The sequence below is a fragment of the Thermodesulfobacteriota bacterium genome (assembly GCA_034189135.1).
Lineage (GTDB): Bacteria > Desulfobacterota > Desulfobacteria > Desulfobacterales > JAUWMJ01 > JAUWMJ01.
This window is the reverse complement of sequence record JAXHVO010000022.1, coordinates 1-16,668: the sequence shown is the minus strand read 5'-3', so window position 1 is coordinate 16,668 and position 16,668 is coordinate 1. Positions and strand designations below refer to the sequence as shown.

The following is a 16,668-nucleotide window of genomic DNA, read 5'->3' as shown; positions in this document are numbered from 1 at the left end:
GCTTCAACAAGCCCAACTTCCACACAATAAAAGAATAATTTCTTTGCGCGGAAAGGAACTGTTTACAGGTAGATCATCATTAGTATAACAGCGGCGGTGACACTGTAAAGCATTTTTTAAAAGATAATAAGCGGTTGAAAAGTCTTTACAAATTTTCAGCCATGTTTTATTAATATTATTTCTTTTCCGGTAATGGAATATATTGTTTAATGAGGGCGTATGGTGAGGGATTTGATTTCCATTGTTATTGCTACCAGAAACAAGGGTAAAACAGCCGAAATTAGGGACATGTTACTGGATTACCCGGTGAACATAAAAAACCTCGACGATTTTGGCCCGATTCCGGAAATAGAAGAAGACGGCGATACCTTTGATGAAAATGCGTATAAAAAGGCAAGCGTTACCGCAAGAATACTTGGGCTGCCGGCATTGGCAGACGATTCCGGGCTGCTGGTCGAAGCCCTTGACGGTGCACCGGGGGTTTACAGTGCAAGATATGCCGGTGAGAAAGCCACTGACCAGCAGCGATGTGAAAAGCTGCTAAAACAAATGAAAGGAAAAACCAACCGAAAGGCCGCTTTTGAATGTGTCCTATCGATTGCTGTTCCAAGTGGCCCTGCCCTGACATATGAGGCACGCTGTGAAGGGCTGATTGCTGAAAAGCCTTATGGTAACAACGGATTTGGATATGACCCTGTTTTCTTTTTCCCGCCGCTTAAAAAGACTTTCGCGCAGTTAACCCGCGCGGAAAAAAGCCGTGTCAGCCACAGGGGAAAGGCCCTGGGTGAGCTTAAGGAGGAGTTTGATAAAGTTCTTATCTGGATTGGGCAGCAGATGCCGGCTTAAGATGATGAAATGCTAAGCTGGTTTTGAAAGAATCTTAAGGAAAACGACATGATTGAAGATTTGATCAGAAAAAATAGAAGCTGCCGAAGGTTCCATGAGGATTATGAAATAGATACGGGAACGTTGAAAGAGCTGGTAAATCTTGCCAGGCTGTCCGCTTCTGCTGCAAATTTGCAACCTTTGAAATATATTCTTTCCTGCAATGCTGAAAAAAATGAACGGATATTTTCCTGTCTGGCATGGGCCGCATACCTTAAAGGCTGGGCCGGTCCTCAAACAGGGGAAAGGCCGTCCGCCTATATCATCATTCTGGGTGATACAGAAATCGCTAAAAATTTTGGGTGCGATCATGGGATTGCCAGCCAGAGTATTCTTCTGGGAGCCAGGGAAAAAGGGCTGGCAGGCTGTATGATTGGTGCGGTAAAGAGAAAAAAACTTCGGGATATACTGAAAATTAAAGAACGTTTCAAACTGCTTCTCGTCCTGGCAATCGGAAAACCAAAAGAAGAAATCATGATTGAAACAGTAGGTGATGACCGCAGCATCAAGTACTGGCGTGATAATGACGGTATCCATCATGTACCGAAACGAAATTTGGATGACATCATTTTGAGTGATCATTAAAACCAGATACATGGATGCCGAAAAACAATACAAAAGGGAGAATCGATATGCTGGAATTGAAAAAAGGAATCGACATCGTCAGTGAAATCGGGGGAATTTCCACCCGTGAAGAGGCCATACAGGTTTTTGAAAAAGAGCTGGATGAAGAAAATTTGTCAAAGATTAAACAGATGAAGCATACGGAGGTATTGCTCAAAGTTGCCAACGCCCTTACCATGTGCAGACCCGAGACCGTTTTTATCAATACAGGTTCAAAGGTAGACCGGCAGACAGTCAGGGATCTGTGTATCAAAAACGGAGAAGAGAAAAAACTCCCCATGGATGGACACACCATCCATTACGACCTGAAAGACGAGCAGGGACGGATTATCGACCGGACCTATTATATTGCCAATGAAGGGGAAGATATCAGTTCCCTGGCACAAAAAATGGAAAGGACCCAGGCCCTTCACGTGGTTCGGGACAACATGACCGGCATTATGAAAAATAAAACCATGATTGTCGGATTTTATTCGCGCGGGCCTGTCGGGGCTCCGTCATCCAACCCTGCTTTAGAGATCACCAGTTCCGGTTACGTGTCTCACAGCGCTGAAATACTTTACAGAAATTCGTTTTCCTCTTTTGATAAAGAGGTGGATCGCCTGGGTCATTTCTTTACCAATATACACAGCGAGGGCTTAAATCGAACTGAAGACCTGCCGGATGCGCGGGTCTTTATGGACAGAAGCTATCAAACCACCTACAGTTTTAAATGCACATATGCTGGCAATACCCTGCTGCTTAAAAAAGGAAATCACCGGTTTGCCGTTGACAAAGCAGTCTATTCCAACAGAGCGAATGAACTGTCGGAACATATGTTTATCACCGGAATCGAAGGTCCGGGGGGTCGCACCACTTGGTGTGCCGGAGCCGCACCAAGCGGATGTGGAAAAACGACTACCGCAATGGCAGGTAACTACTTTGTGGGTGATGACCTTGCCCAGATGTGGCGGCATGAAGATGGTACCATCCGTTCGATAAATCCGGAGTGCGGCATATTCGGAATTGTGGAAGATGTGAACCGGGAAGGCGATCCTGTACTGATGGATTGCCTAAGAAAACCCGGAACAGAAGTGATCTGGACAAATGTTCTCATTGATGAAAAGGGTGTGCCCCATTGGGTGGGAAACGGTGAAAAACATCCGGTTAAAGGCTTTAACTTTCAGGGAGAGTGGGAACAGGGAATGGTTGATGAAAATGGAAAAGAGGTACCCATATCCCATCCCAATGCCCGCTGCACGCTCGCTTCCGAAGCGCTGGCCAATTACTCCGAGGAAGCGGAAAATCCTGAAGGCGTGGAAACCAGTGTCATCACTTACAGCGGCAGAGACAGTGATACGATGCCTCCGGTCTGGGTGGCCAAAAACTCTGACCACGGGGTAGTCATTGGTGCCTGCATCGTATCTGCCGCAACCGCAACCGAAGTCGGCGCCAAAGGTGTCAGACGCGCCCCTTGGGCGAATGCGCCGTTTATCCCGGGAGCATTGGGCCATTACATGGACGCACAGTTTAAATTCTTTGGCCATGCTGAAATTGCGGAAGGTAAAAGACCGGTCATGGCCGGACTTAATTATTTTTTAACGGATGAAGCCAGAGGTGGCAGTTCAAAAAAATTGCTGGGAGAGAAAAGAGATGTAAAAGTCTGGCTATCCTGGCTTGAAAGAAGGTTTCATAACGAAGTGGGCGCCATTGAAACTCCCGTTGGATATCTTCCGAAATATGAAGATCTTAAAAAATTATTTAAAACCATTATTGATAAGGAATACCCGGAAGAACTGTATACCAAGCAATTTTCCCTGTATATCGATCATATTATTGCCAGAATCGACCTGCAGCTTGAGGCTTACGCAAAAGGGGTGGATATCCCCGCTAAACTCTTTGAAGTCTTGAATGAACAACGGGAAGGATTGGCCATACTCAAGGAAAAATGCGGTTCGATTGTGACGCCGGCAGAACTTGAGGCGCTTTAATACAAAGGTAGAAGGCCCACAGGTACAAAGGCAGAAGGTATAGGAATAAAAATGAACATTGCCTGCCTGTGAGTTGCACGCAGACAAGATGATGAATCGAGGCGGGGGTTGCGGGTGGTTAAATCAAAAATTATTTTTTATAACCCGTAACCCGTAACCCGTAACCCGAAACGCGTAACACGCAACACTTCCGTTTCAACAGAGTCAATCATTCTTCACTCGGAAAAAGTGGTATTTTTAAAATGTTGTGTTAAAAAATACATATCTTTTCTCCCGTCATGATCTCACGAGGAACCCTTGCATCAGGACAAGCGGAAACCCATCCTTAAAACAATCATAAGCGGCCGCATGCTGGTTGCACTTCTTATGGGTTTTTCCTGCGGCCTTCCCCTGTTGCTTACCCTCAGTCTCCTGCAGGCATGGATGAAAGAAGAAGGGGTGGACCTCACCGTGATTGGATTGATGACCCTGGTGGGTCTTCCCTATACCTTAAAATTTCTATGGTCTCCTGTTGTGGATCGTTTTACGCTCCCCTTTTTGGGACGCAGAAGAGGATGGCTTCTGGTCGCACAGTTGTCATTGATGCTGTCCATTGTGGGCCTGGGCTTAACTGATCCCGGGGACCATCCCTGGGTGGTGGCTTTTGTTGCATTCTTAGTCACATTTTTCAGTGCCTCTCAGGACATCGTTGTCGATGCCTATCGAAGAGAAGATCTTCCTGATGAAGAACTCGGTCTGGGGTCTTCTCTGTATGTGAACGGATACAGGGTGGGCATGCTTCTGGCTTCGGGAGGCGGGCTGATCATGGCGGACCACATGTCGTTTTCCACGGTGTATGTGATTATGGCGGCATGCATGCTGCCGGGGGTTGTGACCACTGTGTTTGCTCCTGAACCCGATGCTCCTGCCGGCTCGCCAAAAAATTTAAAAGAGGCGGTTATCGGCCCTCTGGTGGAATATTTTGCCAGGAGGGGTGCGATATGGATGCTCGCCTTCATCCTGTTGTATAAAATCGGTGATCAAATGGCCAGCGCCATGACCATGCCTTTTTATCTGGATATGGGTTTTTCCAAAAGCGAAATCGGCACTGTGGTGAAGCTGTTCGGGTTCTGGGCCACCATCGCAGGCAGTTTAACTGGCGGAATACTCATGCTTCGCATGGGAATAAACCGGAGTTTGTGGCTTTTCGGGATTCTTCAGGCATTATCTACCGCGGGTTTTGCAATTTTGGCTAAAATCGGTTATAATATTGGCCTGTTGTCAGGGGTCATCGCTTTTGAAAATTTAAGTAGCGGTATGGGAACGGCTGCGTATGTGGCATTCATGGCCAGTATTACCAATAAGAAATTTACCGCCACCCAATATGCATTGCTAACCAGCCTGATGGGTATCCCCAGGGTAATGGCTTCTGCTCCGACCGGTTTGCTGGCAAAAAATTTAGGCTGGGAGGGATTTTTTATTGTTTGCACTTTGATTGCCATTCCGGGAATGCTGCTTTTATTTAAGTTCGCACCGTGGAATTCTAAGGGCTCACAGAAAAATAACTTTGCATTTTAAGCACCGATGCATCCCGCCTGGTTACGTTGCGAAAACTCAGAATGTGTTTGATATTCCTGCGTTTTCGCGTCTCGCCAGCCGGGTGTCTCACCATTTTAAATTACAAACTTATTTTTGCGCGAACCCTGGGGGCTCATGCAAGGAATTTTCTGAAAATGAATAATGTGATCCAAACAGACCATGCGTTAGATCGTTGGAAAAAATTGGCCATCGAAAGAAGAAAAATCCTTTCTCTTCCCTCGGAAAAGGCATTGGAACGGATTCTTGATGCCAATCAGCCTGCTGCCCTTGTGCATTCGATTCCAGAAGAAGACCTTTATTTCTTGGCTCACGATATTGGCCTGGAGGATTCTCTTCAGCTTTTATCGCTGGCATCAACCAAACAGTGGGAATACATGGTCGACCTGGAATTATGGGAAAAGGACAGGCTTCATATAAAAACAATGACCAAATGGCTGGGGCTGCTTTTAAAAGCAGACGCGGTGCGATTAATACAATGGTTGAGCAGCGAAAAGATTGAGCTGCTGGAATTGTACCTGCTTAAAAATATAGAAGTTAGGACCAGAGAACATGATCAGGATCCTGCGGATTTCGGTGAAGACTTTTTTACGGTTGACAGTGTATATTACATAAGGGTTAAGGAAGATACTTCAGATCAAATACCCGTGGTTTCAGAAGCAGACGCTCAGGCAAAAAAATACCACAGGGATTTTCTGATAAAATTTCTTGGAAGCATTGCAGATCGTGACCATGTAAAGTATCAGCAGATTCTGCACGAAGCATTTCGCATGATTCCTGCAGAAGTTGAAGAAGAATCTTTCCGCATGCGCAATGTAAGACTGGCTGAAAAAGGGTTTTTGCCTTTTGATGAAGCAGTAGGCATTTATCAGCCGTTAAGCCCGGAAAATCTTAAGAACCTCAGTGACAAATCATTAATAAAAGAAAAAGACAAAGAGCTGCTTCTGCCCGTCCCGTTTTACCCCGCCGACATGTTAAAAGAAGATAACCTGTTTACAAAATCTCTGGCGAGGATCGACGGCAATGATATGTTGCAGCAGATGCAGGCTGAATTTGCCTTTCTTTGTAATCAGTTGATCACAGCAGATCATAAAAAAGTAAGGAGCAAACAAGAATTAAGAGATATCGTAAAAAAGGCATGCGGATATATTGGTATCGGCCTTGAACGCATGATTGAAAAACATGAAGGTGTCCCCTCACAACTCAGGCATGATCACTGTGCGTTGTTTCTACAAAAGTATCCCCTGGCTTCTATTTTCAGGGTCGGGTATGGCCTTGTCCTTAAATTAAAGTGGCGGGCTGAAAAATGGCTCGATAAATGCTGGTTTGCGAGTAATGGACTTCCTCTTACTTTCTGGGGGGAAGAATGGACAGGTGTACTGGGTGGTATTCTGGTTAAAAAACCGTTATTTTATGACAACTACAAATCAGGTTTTCTATACAGGGAGTTTATTTCAACCAAAGACATACAAGAAACGGAAACCCAATTGGATCGGGTGATCGCATTTGACCATCTCCTCTCCTTAATGAGTTTAAAGTTAAAACCGATTTCTTGGTATCGTTTTTTAACGCATCAGAATCTTATTTTAACTCTTTGGGCCAGGCACTGTCTAAACCTGCCGGATGAACCGGTTCCCCTTTCTATGGATCCATTTAAACGGTTTTATGGCCTTCTCTTTTCCGGCAAAGGCAAAGAAAGAAAAATTGGTCAACCAATGAAAGAGTCTTTTTTAAAATGGCTGGCTGAAAGAGCGAAAACAAGCGACTTTGAAATTTCCCAAAGGCTGGGAGACGTATTTGAAAAGCTCTTTACCGAGATAGAGGCAGAATACGGTCAGGTTTCATTGGAAGACCTTGACCCAAAATATATACACCTTTTTATGGTAGAGAAGTAGATCGGAGATATAATTATGGACTATACGGAGCAAGTAAAACAATTTTATCTTAAATACATTCCCGGCGCAAAATTGAAAGGTAACCATATCCAGGCGGCATGTCCCTTTTGCAAGCCAAAAGAAGATGAAAAGCCGGGAGTCATTGCCGTTTATGTGAATCCCGACAGCTTTTTTGCAGGGTATTTCAGATGCTCGAACCGCTGCACACCCGGAGGCTTCCCTCTGTATTTCGGCAGAATCATGGGAATCGAAGCTGAAAAGGTACCAGGGTACGATCCCGATCGGGAGCCGTATGTTCGGGACATTATTTTTCCCACCCGAAACTTGAATACCGAGCTTCTCCAATTCATATCTTTAATGGATGAGGACAAGTATGAACATTTTGCAGATTTCGGGGTTTCAAGGGCCGTGGTAGACGAAATGAAAATCGGCTACAACGGCCGATATCTCGTCTATCCTTATTTTATGGAAAACGGAAACTGTTACGCCGCCAGGTGCATACTCCCTGCGCGGGAGCTGGACAGCTTCTGGCATGGGGACAAAAAGTTCTTTGCTGAAGAGTTTCGTATTTTCAATGTCCAGGAAATTGATCGCTGCGAAGGCGGAGCCATGTTCATCACTGACAGTGAAAACAGCCTGCTGACCATTAAAGAACTCGGATATCCGTCCATTGCCGTCCCTTCGATAGCTGACCTGGATATATTAACCCAAGAGCGGCTGGCACATATTAACCATATTTTTATTGTGACGAATAACTCGCCTGAGGCCCAGCTCACCACCCGATCGCTGGCCACACGAATCGGTTTTAAAGCCAGAATACTAAAATGGCCCACCCACCTGAAGCGGGATTATAATCTGGTTCAACTGTCAAGAGACAAGGGTGAAGATTTCAGAACAGCGGTTTCCCTTATGATTAAAAAATCGAAAGCATTTTCCCCTTTTTCTTCACCTGAAAAAGAGCATCGGAATTTTATCGAGGCGATGGAAAGAGAGAAGGGCAAAAAACTGCTCGGATTGAGCTGTGGTTTTAAAAAGATGGACAGATCCCTTAGCGGTATTCGAGGGATTAATATAATGGGAGGTCCCCCTAAAGCGGGAAAATCGTGTTTTTTCATGCAGGTTTCCACAGAGATGGCCAGAAGAAAAAATCCGGTCATTTATTATGATTTTGAAAACGGTCGCCAGACCATATACACCAGAACTCTGTGTCGCCTGAGCAGGCTTTCCGGAAAAGAAATCAGGAGGGAAAATCCGGATGAAAATACAAAAAATAAACTGATGGTCTCCAGGAAAATCTTCCAAGAGATGCTTCGCTATTTTCGCGTGGTGACAGACAGAAAGCTGAATCCGGATATCATGCGTCGTCAAATCGATTTTATCCAGCATGAAACCCACAGTGATTATGCCGTTGTTGTGGTGGACAGTCTTCACAAACTTCCTTTTCAGGACCTTTCGGACAGAAGAACCGGTATTGATTCCTGGCTCAGGCATATGGAATCGATCCGTGATGAACAGAATGTTTCTTTTTTTGTTATTTCTGAATTGTCCAGGAGTGAAGGTGGAAGCTACAGTGAAAAGCCGGATCTGGGCTCATTTAAGGAATCAGGCGATATTGAATACAGTGCGGATAACGCGATGATTCTTATGCCGGATTGGGACCTGCTGGATCCCATTTCCACGGTTGAGCGAAAAAGTACGCTCTGGCTGGCGGCAAGCAGGGAAAACAGCCCGGGAAAGGTTGCCGAATACAGTCTGGAATATCCATACTGGGGGTTTAGGGAAATATAAAAAAGTCCCCACTAACAAGCAGGGACTTTTTTACTGCGCCTCCCGTTTTTGGGATGCCATGGCGCCCGCATGACCTGACGAAAGGAGGAGAACGCCGTCATGCGGGATGGATCGGCTCAATAAACTGTGAAGCTATTTTCGGCGTCCAGGCTTTAGGGCAAAACCTAATTGGGTTCAAGGGATGGCCATGCGCTCCACCCATAACAGGAATAGTTGTCTAATACACTTCTTATGGTATTAAGCAACCCTGCAATATGGTATGGTTTTTGTAGAAAGGCTTTAGCTCCCAGTTTTCTGGCCTCTTCAATATTTTTATCTCCGGAATATCCGCTCATAATAACCACTTTCACTTTTGAATCGACGCTCATCAGCTTTTGCAAACAGTTAATGCCACCCATGCCCGGCATGCCAATATCAAGAAGCACCAAATCGGCAAAGTTTTCCGAATACTTTATAATACCCTCTTCTCCGCTTTTCGCAGTGATTACTGTGTAGCCATTTCTTACAAGTATTTCCTTGCTGATCTTCAAAACATCTTCTTCATCATCAACGATTAAAATACGTTCATTTCCGCAAAGAGCTTTATCGGTTTTCTTTGGTACTAATTTTTTCTCAAGTTTTGCATCACCATTGATAACCGGAAAGTATATTTTAAAAGTGGTTCCCCTGCCCACATTGCTGTTACATTCAATAAATCCTCCGTGATCCTTTACGATTGAATAGACGATGGATAAACCAAGCCCGTTGCCTTTATCTTTGGTGGTAAAAAACGGTTCATACATACGATTTAATATTTGGGGGGACATTCCATGTCCCGTATCAGATATGGTTAAGCAAAAATATTCCGGGGTTGATGGATTTAAAAGGGTTTGCGGGTGGTCAGGGTCCAATACAACATGTTCGGTCAAAAAGGTCAGTTTTCCGTTTTTTCCCATGGCATTTACCGCGTTTATGCTCAAATTCATCAAAATCTGTTCACACTGGCCAGCGTCCGCATTGATCATTTTTAGATTTTCACCCAGCTTTAGTTCAATAGCTATCATTTTGGGAATGGTTCTGCGTAAAAGATTCATCAGCTCCGGTATGACCAAATTGAGATCGATCGGTTTGAAATTTAGTGGAATCTTACGACCAAAAGCCAGGAATTGCCGGGCCAATTCACTTCCTTTATCAATCATCATTTCAATTTGGCGAAAAGTCTCATAGTCAGGATCGTCTTTCGGTTTCCCCATCATGGCCATTTCAGTATAGCCCAGTATGCAGTGTAAAATATTATTAAAATCATGGGCCAGGCCGCCGGAAAGGCTGGCAAGTGCCTCCATTTTTTGTACCTGGTAGAGCTGCTCTTCCAACTGGCGGCGCTCGATTGATTTTAATTTGAGGATTCTGATCTCTTCCTCCAGCTGTTTGATTTTTTCCTGTAACTCTTTATTTTCCGGCATGTTGATTTACTATTTCCTCTGAAACCGTTATTAATGGCTGAACTGTTACTGGAAAAACAAATCACATCAAAATTTATGGATTTTTAAACAGTACAGTTAATAAGATAGCAATAGTTGTGCCATCGGCAAATATGTTGATTTCATATTATTTATTAATAGGTTAGGATTTCCGGCGAGAAAGAACTGTGGGATAACTGCACATATTTGTGTGCAGTTTTATAATATTTTACTTGACCCCTGGCCCCCTCGACCCCTTGGATCCCTATATTTAGAGCAGCTTGCGGGAAAAAAGATATGGCATCTGCCTGACAAATATAGTGGTTGTCAAAAAAGCGTTCCGTTATCGAAACGTTTTTTTCTACAACCACTTATACCGCAATTCCATATTTCGGAACATATTTATGGCAAGCGGTATAAATCGGAGATGATCTGAAAATGACTAGATAACGGGGAAAAAGCGGTGATTTTATGATTTATCCGTCTCGATTTTAATATTCAGAGCTTTGATTTTCTGTGTCAGGGTGTTTCGATGGATTTTAAGTCTTCGAGCGGTTTTTGTTTGATTCCAACTTAATCTTCGCAAAGTACGCAATATGTATTGGCGTTCAAATGTCTGTCGTGCCTGTATTAAGCCTTTATCGAGATTCCGTTTATCTTTCAAAAAATCATCACCAAACAAGAGATCGAATGGCAGATCCTTTTCATCAATAAATTGGCCGCTTGATTTTAATACAACCATCCTTTCAATGAGGTTTTCCAATTCACGTATATTCCCCGGCCAGTGATAATCCTGCAGAACGATCATGGCAGCCGGAGTGATTCCTGAAACCTTTTCTTTTAAGCGCTGATTAAATTTTTCAATAAAATAGCTCGTCAGCAAAGGAATATCCCCCTTTCGAGAGCGAAGGGGGGGGAGCTGAATGGGTATGACGTTGAGCCGATAAAAAAGATCCTCTCGAAAGCGATTTTGTCGCACCATTTTTTTTAGTCGGATGTTTGTGGCTGCTATCATGCGTACATCCACTTTGATGATACGGTGACTGCCCACGCGGGTGAACTCATGCTCCTGAAGGAAACGTAAAAGCTTGGCCTGCAATTCGATTTTAAGGTTTGAAATTTCATCTAAAAATACGGTGCCACCACTGGCGAATTCGAATTTGCCAATTCCTCTGTTATAAGCACCGGTAAATGCGCCCTTTTCATGCCCAAAGAGTTCACTTTCGATCAATTCCGGCGGTATGGCGGCACAGTTGATGGCAACAAAAGGTTTTTGAGCACGTGGACTTTTATTATGAATGGCGCGGGCCACCAATTCCTTTCCTGTTCCGCTTTCACCGGTAATCAACACGCTGCTTGAAGTGGCAGCCACTTTTTCAATCAAGGCAAAGACGGCTTTCATGCTTCGGGATTGGCTGATAATATGGCTGTATCCGGATTTGTTCTCGACTTCGGAACGCAGGTACCGGATCTCCTGTTCCAGGGAGCGTTTTTGCATCACTCGTTCGATGATGTTGAAAATGGTCTTTGTATCAAAGGGTTTGGTGATGTAATCATAAGCACCGGACCTTATGGAGTCCGTGGCTTCCTGCGCGCGATCTGTGGCGGAAACCATAACCACATCGATGGACTGATCGTAGGCCTTGATCCTTTTTAGCGTTTCTATTCCGTCCATTTTGGGCATAACCAGATCCAATAAAACGATATCAAACGCATCGTTGGTAATTCTATCCAAAGCGCTGGGTCCGTCTTCAACGCATTCCACATCAAAGTCGTCCTCAAGAATTTCTTCAAGGGATTCTCTGGCTCCCTTATTGTCATCCACCACCAGGATACGAGCATGTTTAGAAATTCTGCTTTCCACCATAACCCCACTAGTTGTACCGAAAATTAATATAAAGCATCACATATTTTCAATTTGGCCGATAAAGTTGCACATATTTATAAATGATTCAACTAGTCATGTAAAGGATTATCTCATCAGCCTCCCTTAATCTGTGCATTTTAGTCGAATCATTTTTTAATGAAGGCAAAAAGATGAAACGATAAATAAATGTATTTTTAAATAGTTGTATCACATTTAAAATGCAGCATTCCGATGGCACATGCCTTGCTCTTACTTTATATCGAGAGGTTTTCACTCAAGACTTTTTACTTTTAACAGGGAAAAGGAGGCAAAAAATGAAAAAATTGATGGTTCAATTGTTTATTATTGGTGTGGTGATAGCGACTTATGCTTTGCCCGTTCTGGCATGTGGAGGAGGAGGCCCTTAGCATAATACAAGTTTTCTTTAACAAGATTAAAAAGGCACCGGTAAAATAAACGGTGCCTTTTTTATTGAAGCAATTCAAAAGCTTTCCATTTCTTTTAGACAATTTAATAATTCCAATATTATCAGAAACTACCCATAATCATAAAGATGGATGAAATATCTACCCGCCTGTTATAAAAGCCTTGATTCTAAAGAAAAATAAACCTATAAAATATAAATGGCGTTTTATAATTAGCATCATGGTATTTTGTTTTGCTACAAGGGGTGCAAGGAATATTCATATCGTTTAAGGATGAGATGGATGGCCAAAATGAATCTTTTGCAATTTCGTTGTACTCTCTTAATCGGCGTCACCTCTTTGTTGCTGTTTATTTGTGCTTGCAGCATACAGGGGGATGAGGAAACCAGGGCAGCGAAAAAGGAAGGCTCATCAGCCGTTCATGTTAACCTGGGCGGTATCTACCGTTCTCCTTTGATGAATAATCCTTCCACGCTTGATCCTGCTTATGTGCAGGATCAATATGGTGTGGCTGTAACTCGGCAATTGTTTAATGGCTTGGTCCAATTCGGCCCCGATTTGATGGTTTTACCTGCCCTGGCAAAAACCTGGCAGGTGGAGGAGAACGGAAAAGCGTACCGATTTTTCCTGCGTCCTAACGCCCGGTTTCACAACAATCGCCCGGTCACAATTCATGATGTGGCTTTTTCCATAAGCCGACTCCTCCGGATAACCCCCCCTCCGGTTATTTTACCCCATTTGCTTAAAATCGAAGGTGCTCTGGCTTTTCGAAACCATAAGACCAATAAAGTCGACGGGCTGCAAGCAATTAACGACCATGTTTTACTTATTCGATTGAATGCACCTCACGTGCCGTTTCTTACCGCTCTGGGGATGTACCAGGCAGCAATCGTTTCAAAGAAAGAAGTAAAAAAATCGGGGGAAAAATATGGCCAAAATCCTATAGGCAGCGGCCCATTTCGTTTTGTATCATGGGAAAAGGACAAGTCGATCCGACTTCAGCGCTTTTCGGATTATTATGATCAAGCTGCTTTTTTAGATGAAATTCATTATCGAATATATCCCGGCGGACAAATTGAAGATGCATTATCCGATTTTAAAAAAGGCAATCTGGATGAGATGCTAGTTTATGGAAATATACGGCAAGAGCTTTCCTCCATCAAAGATCTTCAATGGTTTCACCGCCCTTCTTTAAGTCTTCTTTTTTATGGCATTAGAGGGGATCATTCCTTTTTAAAAAACCCATATTTCAGAAAAGCTCTTTCCGTGGCGATTGACCGGGAAAAAATTATAAAAGAAGTTGCTAAGGGCCAGCTCGATCCTGCCAGGACCATACTGCCCCCTGGAATGCCGGTTTATCACCAAACAGATGAGGTGCTTGTCGACGATCTTAAGGTTGCTCAAGGCTATCTAAAACGTGCACTGGAACAGGAAACCGGACCCATTCCTCCTGTTGAGATCGTATCTGCAATAAAATCATCCTTTGCGATAGCTGAGTTAAATCTGATAAAAAGGTGTTGGGCTCGCCTGGGGATACCTCTAAAAATTAAATTTATTACCAACTGGAAGGAATTTAAAGACTATATACAGTCGGATGCTGTGCAAATATATCGATATGCCTGGTTTGCAGATATACCAGACCCGGACAGCTTTTTATACCCTCTTTTTGCTTCTGATTCTCCTGTAAATTTTATGCACTTTAAAGACAGCCAGGTAGATAAAATGCTGTTAGCAGCCCGTGGAATTGTCGATCCGGTTAAGCGTGCTGAAATGTACCAGAAAATAGAAATACTTGTCCTTGAATCTTCACCCATTATACCCCTTTTATATTTAAGCGTAGACCGTGTGTATCAATCCGATGTGCAAGGGATAAATCTAACCGCCTTGGGGGCCCATACCATGGCGCTTCATCGAATCTGGCTAAAGGGAGGGCCTATCAGGAAATGAAAGCCGATATCAAAAGTGAGCGTTTTGAAATTGGCTCTTCAGAGAAACCCCGCTTTTTCCCGTTACGCTATCGTCTGATCTTTACCACCTCATGCATGTTGATTTTCATTCTGGGAATATTGATGCTGGTACTCGGTTACGTTCAGGGCCGGACCATCCGGAAACAACTGGAAAAGCGGGGATTGTCTATTGCCCAGAGCCTGAGCGCCGCTTCCATGGCAGACCTGCTGACCTATAACTATATTGCCTTGGAGAGATCGGCCAATCAGGCTGCGCGTGATCCGGATGTGAATCGAGTTATCTTTCATGACAAGGAAGGTCGGGTGGCCGGCTTTAGCGGGAGATCGGATCTCCAGAATAAATTTTTAAATGATGAGATCAGTCGAACCGCTCTGTCTTCAGTTAAACCGATCATCCAGGAAATTACCCTTGAAACTGATCAAATACCGGCACTTGACATCGCCGTTCCTCTTTTCCCCAACGGTGTTGAAGGACGATGGGGAACCATCCGCGTGTGTTTGTCACTGGTTCCGATGCTAAAACAGATCAACCAGATGCGGTGGGTTATACTGGCTATTGGTTTGTTTGCAATTGCCGTTGGCATACTGCTGTCCCTGTGGACCGCCCGCAGAATCACACGTCCTCTGGGAACCCTGGTACAGAATACACAGGAAGCGGTCGGGGGAAACCTTATCCGCACCATTCAAATCCAAACACGGGACGAAGTAGAGGTACTTGCTTCAAACTTCTCTTCCATGATTCAGGAGATCCTTGAACACAGGAAACAACTTGAAAGACAGCTCGATGAAATTAAACGCATGCAGCGATATACGCATCAACTGTTAACCACCATGAACGATGGCCTGTTATCTATGGATATGAAGGGCAGGGTTTCCACTATCAACCCTGCCGCTCAAAAGCTGTTTAAAAATTTAGATCACCCTGTGGGTAAAGGGAGCAGCGTTGCAAGATCCTTAAAAAATTTCAGAGAACTAGATAGTTACATACATGATATACTAACAAAGCCTTACAAGATAAAACCGCGCGAAATCGCCCTGCACACCAAAAATGAGGAACGGGTTCTTCTCATCGGCTCCAGTATTCTGAATGACCGGAGGGGACATCCGCAGGAGGTTATTTTAAACCTGCACGATATTACTGAGTTGAAAAAACTTGAAATTTCCGTCAGGCAGGCAGAACGGCTGGCTGAGCTCGGTACTTTGGCAGCAGGCATGGCCCATGAAATCCGAAATCCGCTTTCAACCATTAAAACCTTTGTGCAACTGCTGCCCAGAAAAATGGAAAAGCCCGGCTTTCTTGAAAAGTTTCAACGAACGGTACCGCGGGAACTGAAGCAGATTAATCGACTGGTTGAAGACCTTTTAGAGCTGGCAAGAATCCCCAAGTACCATTTTGAGAAAACAGACATTAAAACTCTTTTAGAACAAACAATTGATTTTCTGGAAGAAGAAATGCAAAGGCAGCAAATTGATTGCCGGTGTGAATATTCAAGCGATTTACCTCCAATCCAGGCTGACATGAGTCAGCTTGAAAAAGCGTTTAGCAATCTTATACGAAATGCGATGCAGGCCATGCCGTCGGGCGGAAAAATATTTATAAAAGCGATCTATCAAAAAGAAGTCCCGGAAGACAATTTCAAATTAACTTCGGGAAACGGCTGGATCACGCTGACATTTCAGGACTCTGGAGTAGGAGTCTCTCCGGAAGACATGAAAAATATTTTTAACCCCTTCTTTACCACCAAAGAGGTCGGAACCGGATTGGGTTTGGCCATTACCCATAAAGTAATCACCGAGCATGGGGGAAAAATAGAGGCGGAAAGTGGGGAAGGGGAAGGCACGCTTTTTCGTATTGTCTTACCGGTCTGAAAACATACCTTTGGATCCTCGAATCCTGGACCCCTTGTACCCTTTGGGATAACACCTGTTCAATTGCAGAGCACTTATTTATTTTGCACTAAAAAACGGCAACTATACTGTTTCTCAAAAATATATTCCGTTTTAAACGATGAAAAACTCGTTTATAAGAAAATGTAAAGAAAGAACTCACTGTCTTTATTATAATTAATTTCGGTATGACAACTACTTCAGTAAATTAATAATATTTCACTTAAGTTCATTAGTGTCCGGTTAAGAATCGAATAAATTCAGCTGGATATGGCCACTAGTAATTTTATTTTTGTAATCAATTGGCGTAATGGCCTGTGAAATAAGCCTTTGTTCAAAAACAGTT

Annotated in this window: 10 protein-coding genes; 8 read left to right on the top strand and 2 right to left on the bottom strand. The window is 43.8% G+C overall.

The window, feature by feature from the left end; all coding sequences use genetic code 11:
• Positions 1–222 precede the first annotated feature (222 nt).
• The 6 genes from SWH54_02875 (at position 223) to SWH54_02850 (ending at position 8,737) form a co-directional block, all read left to right on the top strand.
• Positions 223–846, top strand: a complete 624-nt coding sequence (locus SWH54_02875) for an XTP/dITP diphosphatase (protein ID MDY6790191.1) — start codon at positions 223–225, stop codon at positions 844–846.
• Between the two features lie 48 nt (positions 847–894).
• Positions 895–1,470, top strand: a complete 576-nt coding sequence (locus SWH54_02870) for a nitroreductase family protein (GenBank protein ID MDY6790190.1) — start codon at positions 895–897, stop codon at positions 1,468–1,470.
• A gap of 47 nt (positions 1,471–1,517) precedes the next feature.
• Positions 1,518–3,479, top strand: a complete 1,962-nt coding sequence (locus SWH54_02865; GenBank protein ID MDY6790189.1) for a phosphoenolpyruvate carboxykinase (GTP) — start codon at positions 1,518–1,520, stop codon at positions 3,477–3,479.
• A 348-nt stretch (positions 3,480–3,827) separates the two neighbouring features.
• Positions 3,828–5,036, top strand: a complete 1,209-nt coding sequence (locus tag SWH54_02860) for an AmpG family muropeptide MFS transporter (GenBank protein ID MDY6790188.1) — start codon at positions 3,828–3,830, stop codon at positions 5,034–5,036.
• 155 nt (positions 5,037–5,191) lie between these two features.
• Positions 5,192–6,949 (top strand): DUF6178 family protein, encoded by a 1,758-nt coding sequence (locus SWH54_02855; GenBank protein ID MDY6790187.1) that lies wholly within the window; start codon positions 5,192–5,194, stop codon positions 6,947–6,949.
• Between the two features lie 15 nt (positions 6,950–6,964).
• The gene (locus tag SWH54_02850; GenBank protein ID MDY6790186.1) at positions 6,965–8,737 is read left to right on the top strand and encodes a DnaB-like helicase C-terminal domain-containing protein; all 1,773 of its coding nucleotides are present in this window, start codon (positions 6,965–6,967) and stop codon (positions 8,735–8,737) included.
• A gap of 164 nt (positions 8,738–8,901) precedes the next feature.
• Here the strand turns inward: SWH54_02850 and SWH54_02845 are convergent, their stop codons facing one another.
• Positions 8,902–10,179 carry a response regulator gene (locus SWH54_02845; GenBank protein MDY6790185.1) on the bottom strand — a complete coding sequence of 426 codons (1,278 nt, stop codon included), beginning with the start codon at positions 10,177–10,179 and terminating at the stop codon, positions 8,902–8,904.
• Between the two features lie 466 nt (positions 10,180–10,645).
• A complete protein-coding gene (locus SWH54_02840; GenBank protein MDY6790184.1) occupies positions 10,646–12,043 on the bottom strand; it encodes a sigma-54 dependent transcriptional regulator in 1,398 nt (465 codons plus the stop codon).
• A gap of 707 nt (positions 12,044–12,750) precedes the next feature.
• Here SWH54_02840 and SWH54_02835 point away from each other — a divergent pair.
• Both SWH54_02835 and SWH54_02830 read left to right on the top strand, forming a co-directional pair.
• The gene (locus SWH54_02835) at positions 12,751–14,415 is read left to right on the top strand and encodes an ABC transporter substrate-binding protein (protein MDY6790183.1); all 1,665 of its coding nucleotides are present in this window, start codon (positions 12,751–12,753) and stop codon (positions 14,413–14,415) included.
• The gene (locus tag SWH54_02830) at positions 14,412–16,304 is read left to right on the top strand and encodes an ATP-binding protein (GenBank protein ID MDY6790182.1); all 1,893 of its coding nucleotides are present in this window, start codon (positions 14,412–14,414) and stop codon (positions 16,302–16,304) included. Before SWH54_02835 ends, SWH54_02830 begins: the two co-directional genes overlap by 4 nt.
• The last annotated feature ends 364 nt before the right edge of the window (positions 16,305–16,668 follow it).

Bases quoted from the DNA above. Each gene is read 5' to 3' on its own strand.
- SWH54_02870 (MDY6790190.1), top strand. From the start codon at position 895: ATGATTGAAGATTTGATCAGAAAAAATAGAAGCTGCCGAAGGTTCCAT.
- SWH54_02865 (MDY6790189.1), top strand. From the start codon at position 1,518: ATGCTGGAATTGAAAAAAGGAATCGACATCGTCAGTGAAATCGGGGGA.
- SWH54_02860 (MDY6790188.1), top strand. From the start codon at position 3,828: ATGCTGGTTGCACTTCTTATGGGTTTTTCCTGCGGCCTTCCCCTGTTG.
- SWH54_02855 (MDY6790187.1), top strand. From the start codon at position 5,192: ATGAATAATGTGATCCAAACAGACCATGCGTTAGATCGTTGGAAAAAA.
- SWH54_02850 (MDY6790186.1), top strand. From the start codon at position 6,965: ATGGACTATACGGAGCAAGTAAAACAATTTTATCTTAAATACATTCCC.
- SWH54_02845 (MDY6790185.1), bottom strand. From the start codon at position 10,179: ATGCCGGAAAATAAAGAGTTACAGGAAAAAATCAAACAGCTGGAGGAA.
- SWH54_02840 (MDY6790184.1), bottom strand. From the start codon at position 12,043: ATGGTGGAAAGCAGAATTTCTAAACATGCTCGTATCCTGGTGGTGGAT.
- SWH54_02835 (MDY6790183.1), top strand. From the start codon at position 12,751: ATGGCCAAAATGAATCTTTTGCAATTTCGTTGTACTCTCTTAATCGGC.
- SWH54_02830 (MDY6790182.1), top strand. From the start codon at position 14,412: ATGAAAGCCGATATCAAAAGTGAGCGTTTTGAAATTGGCTCTTCAGAG.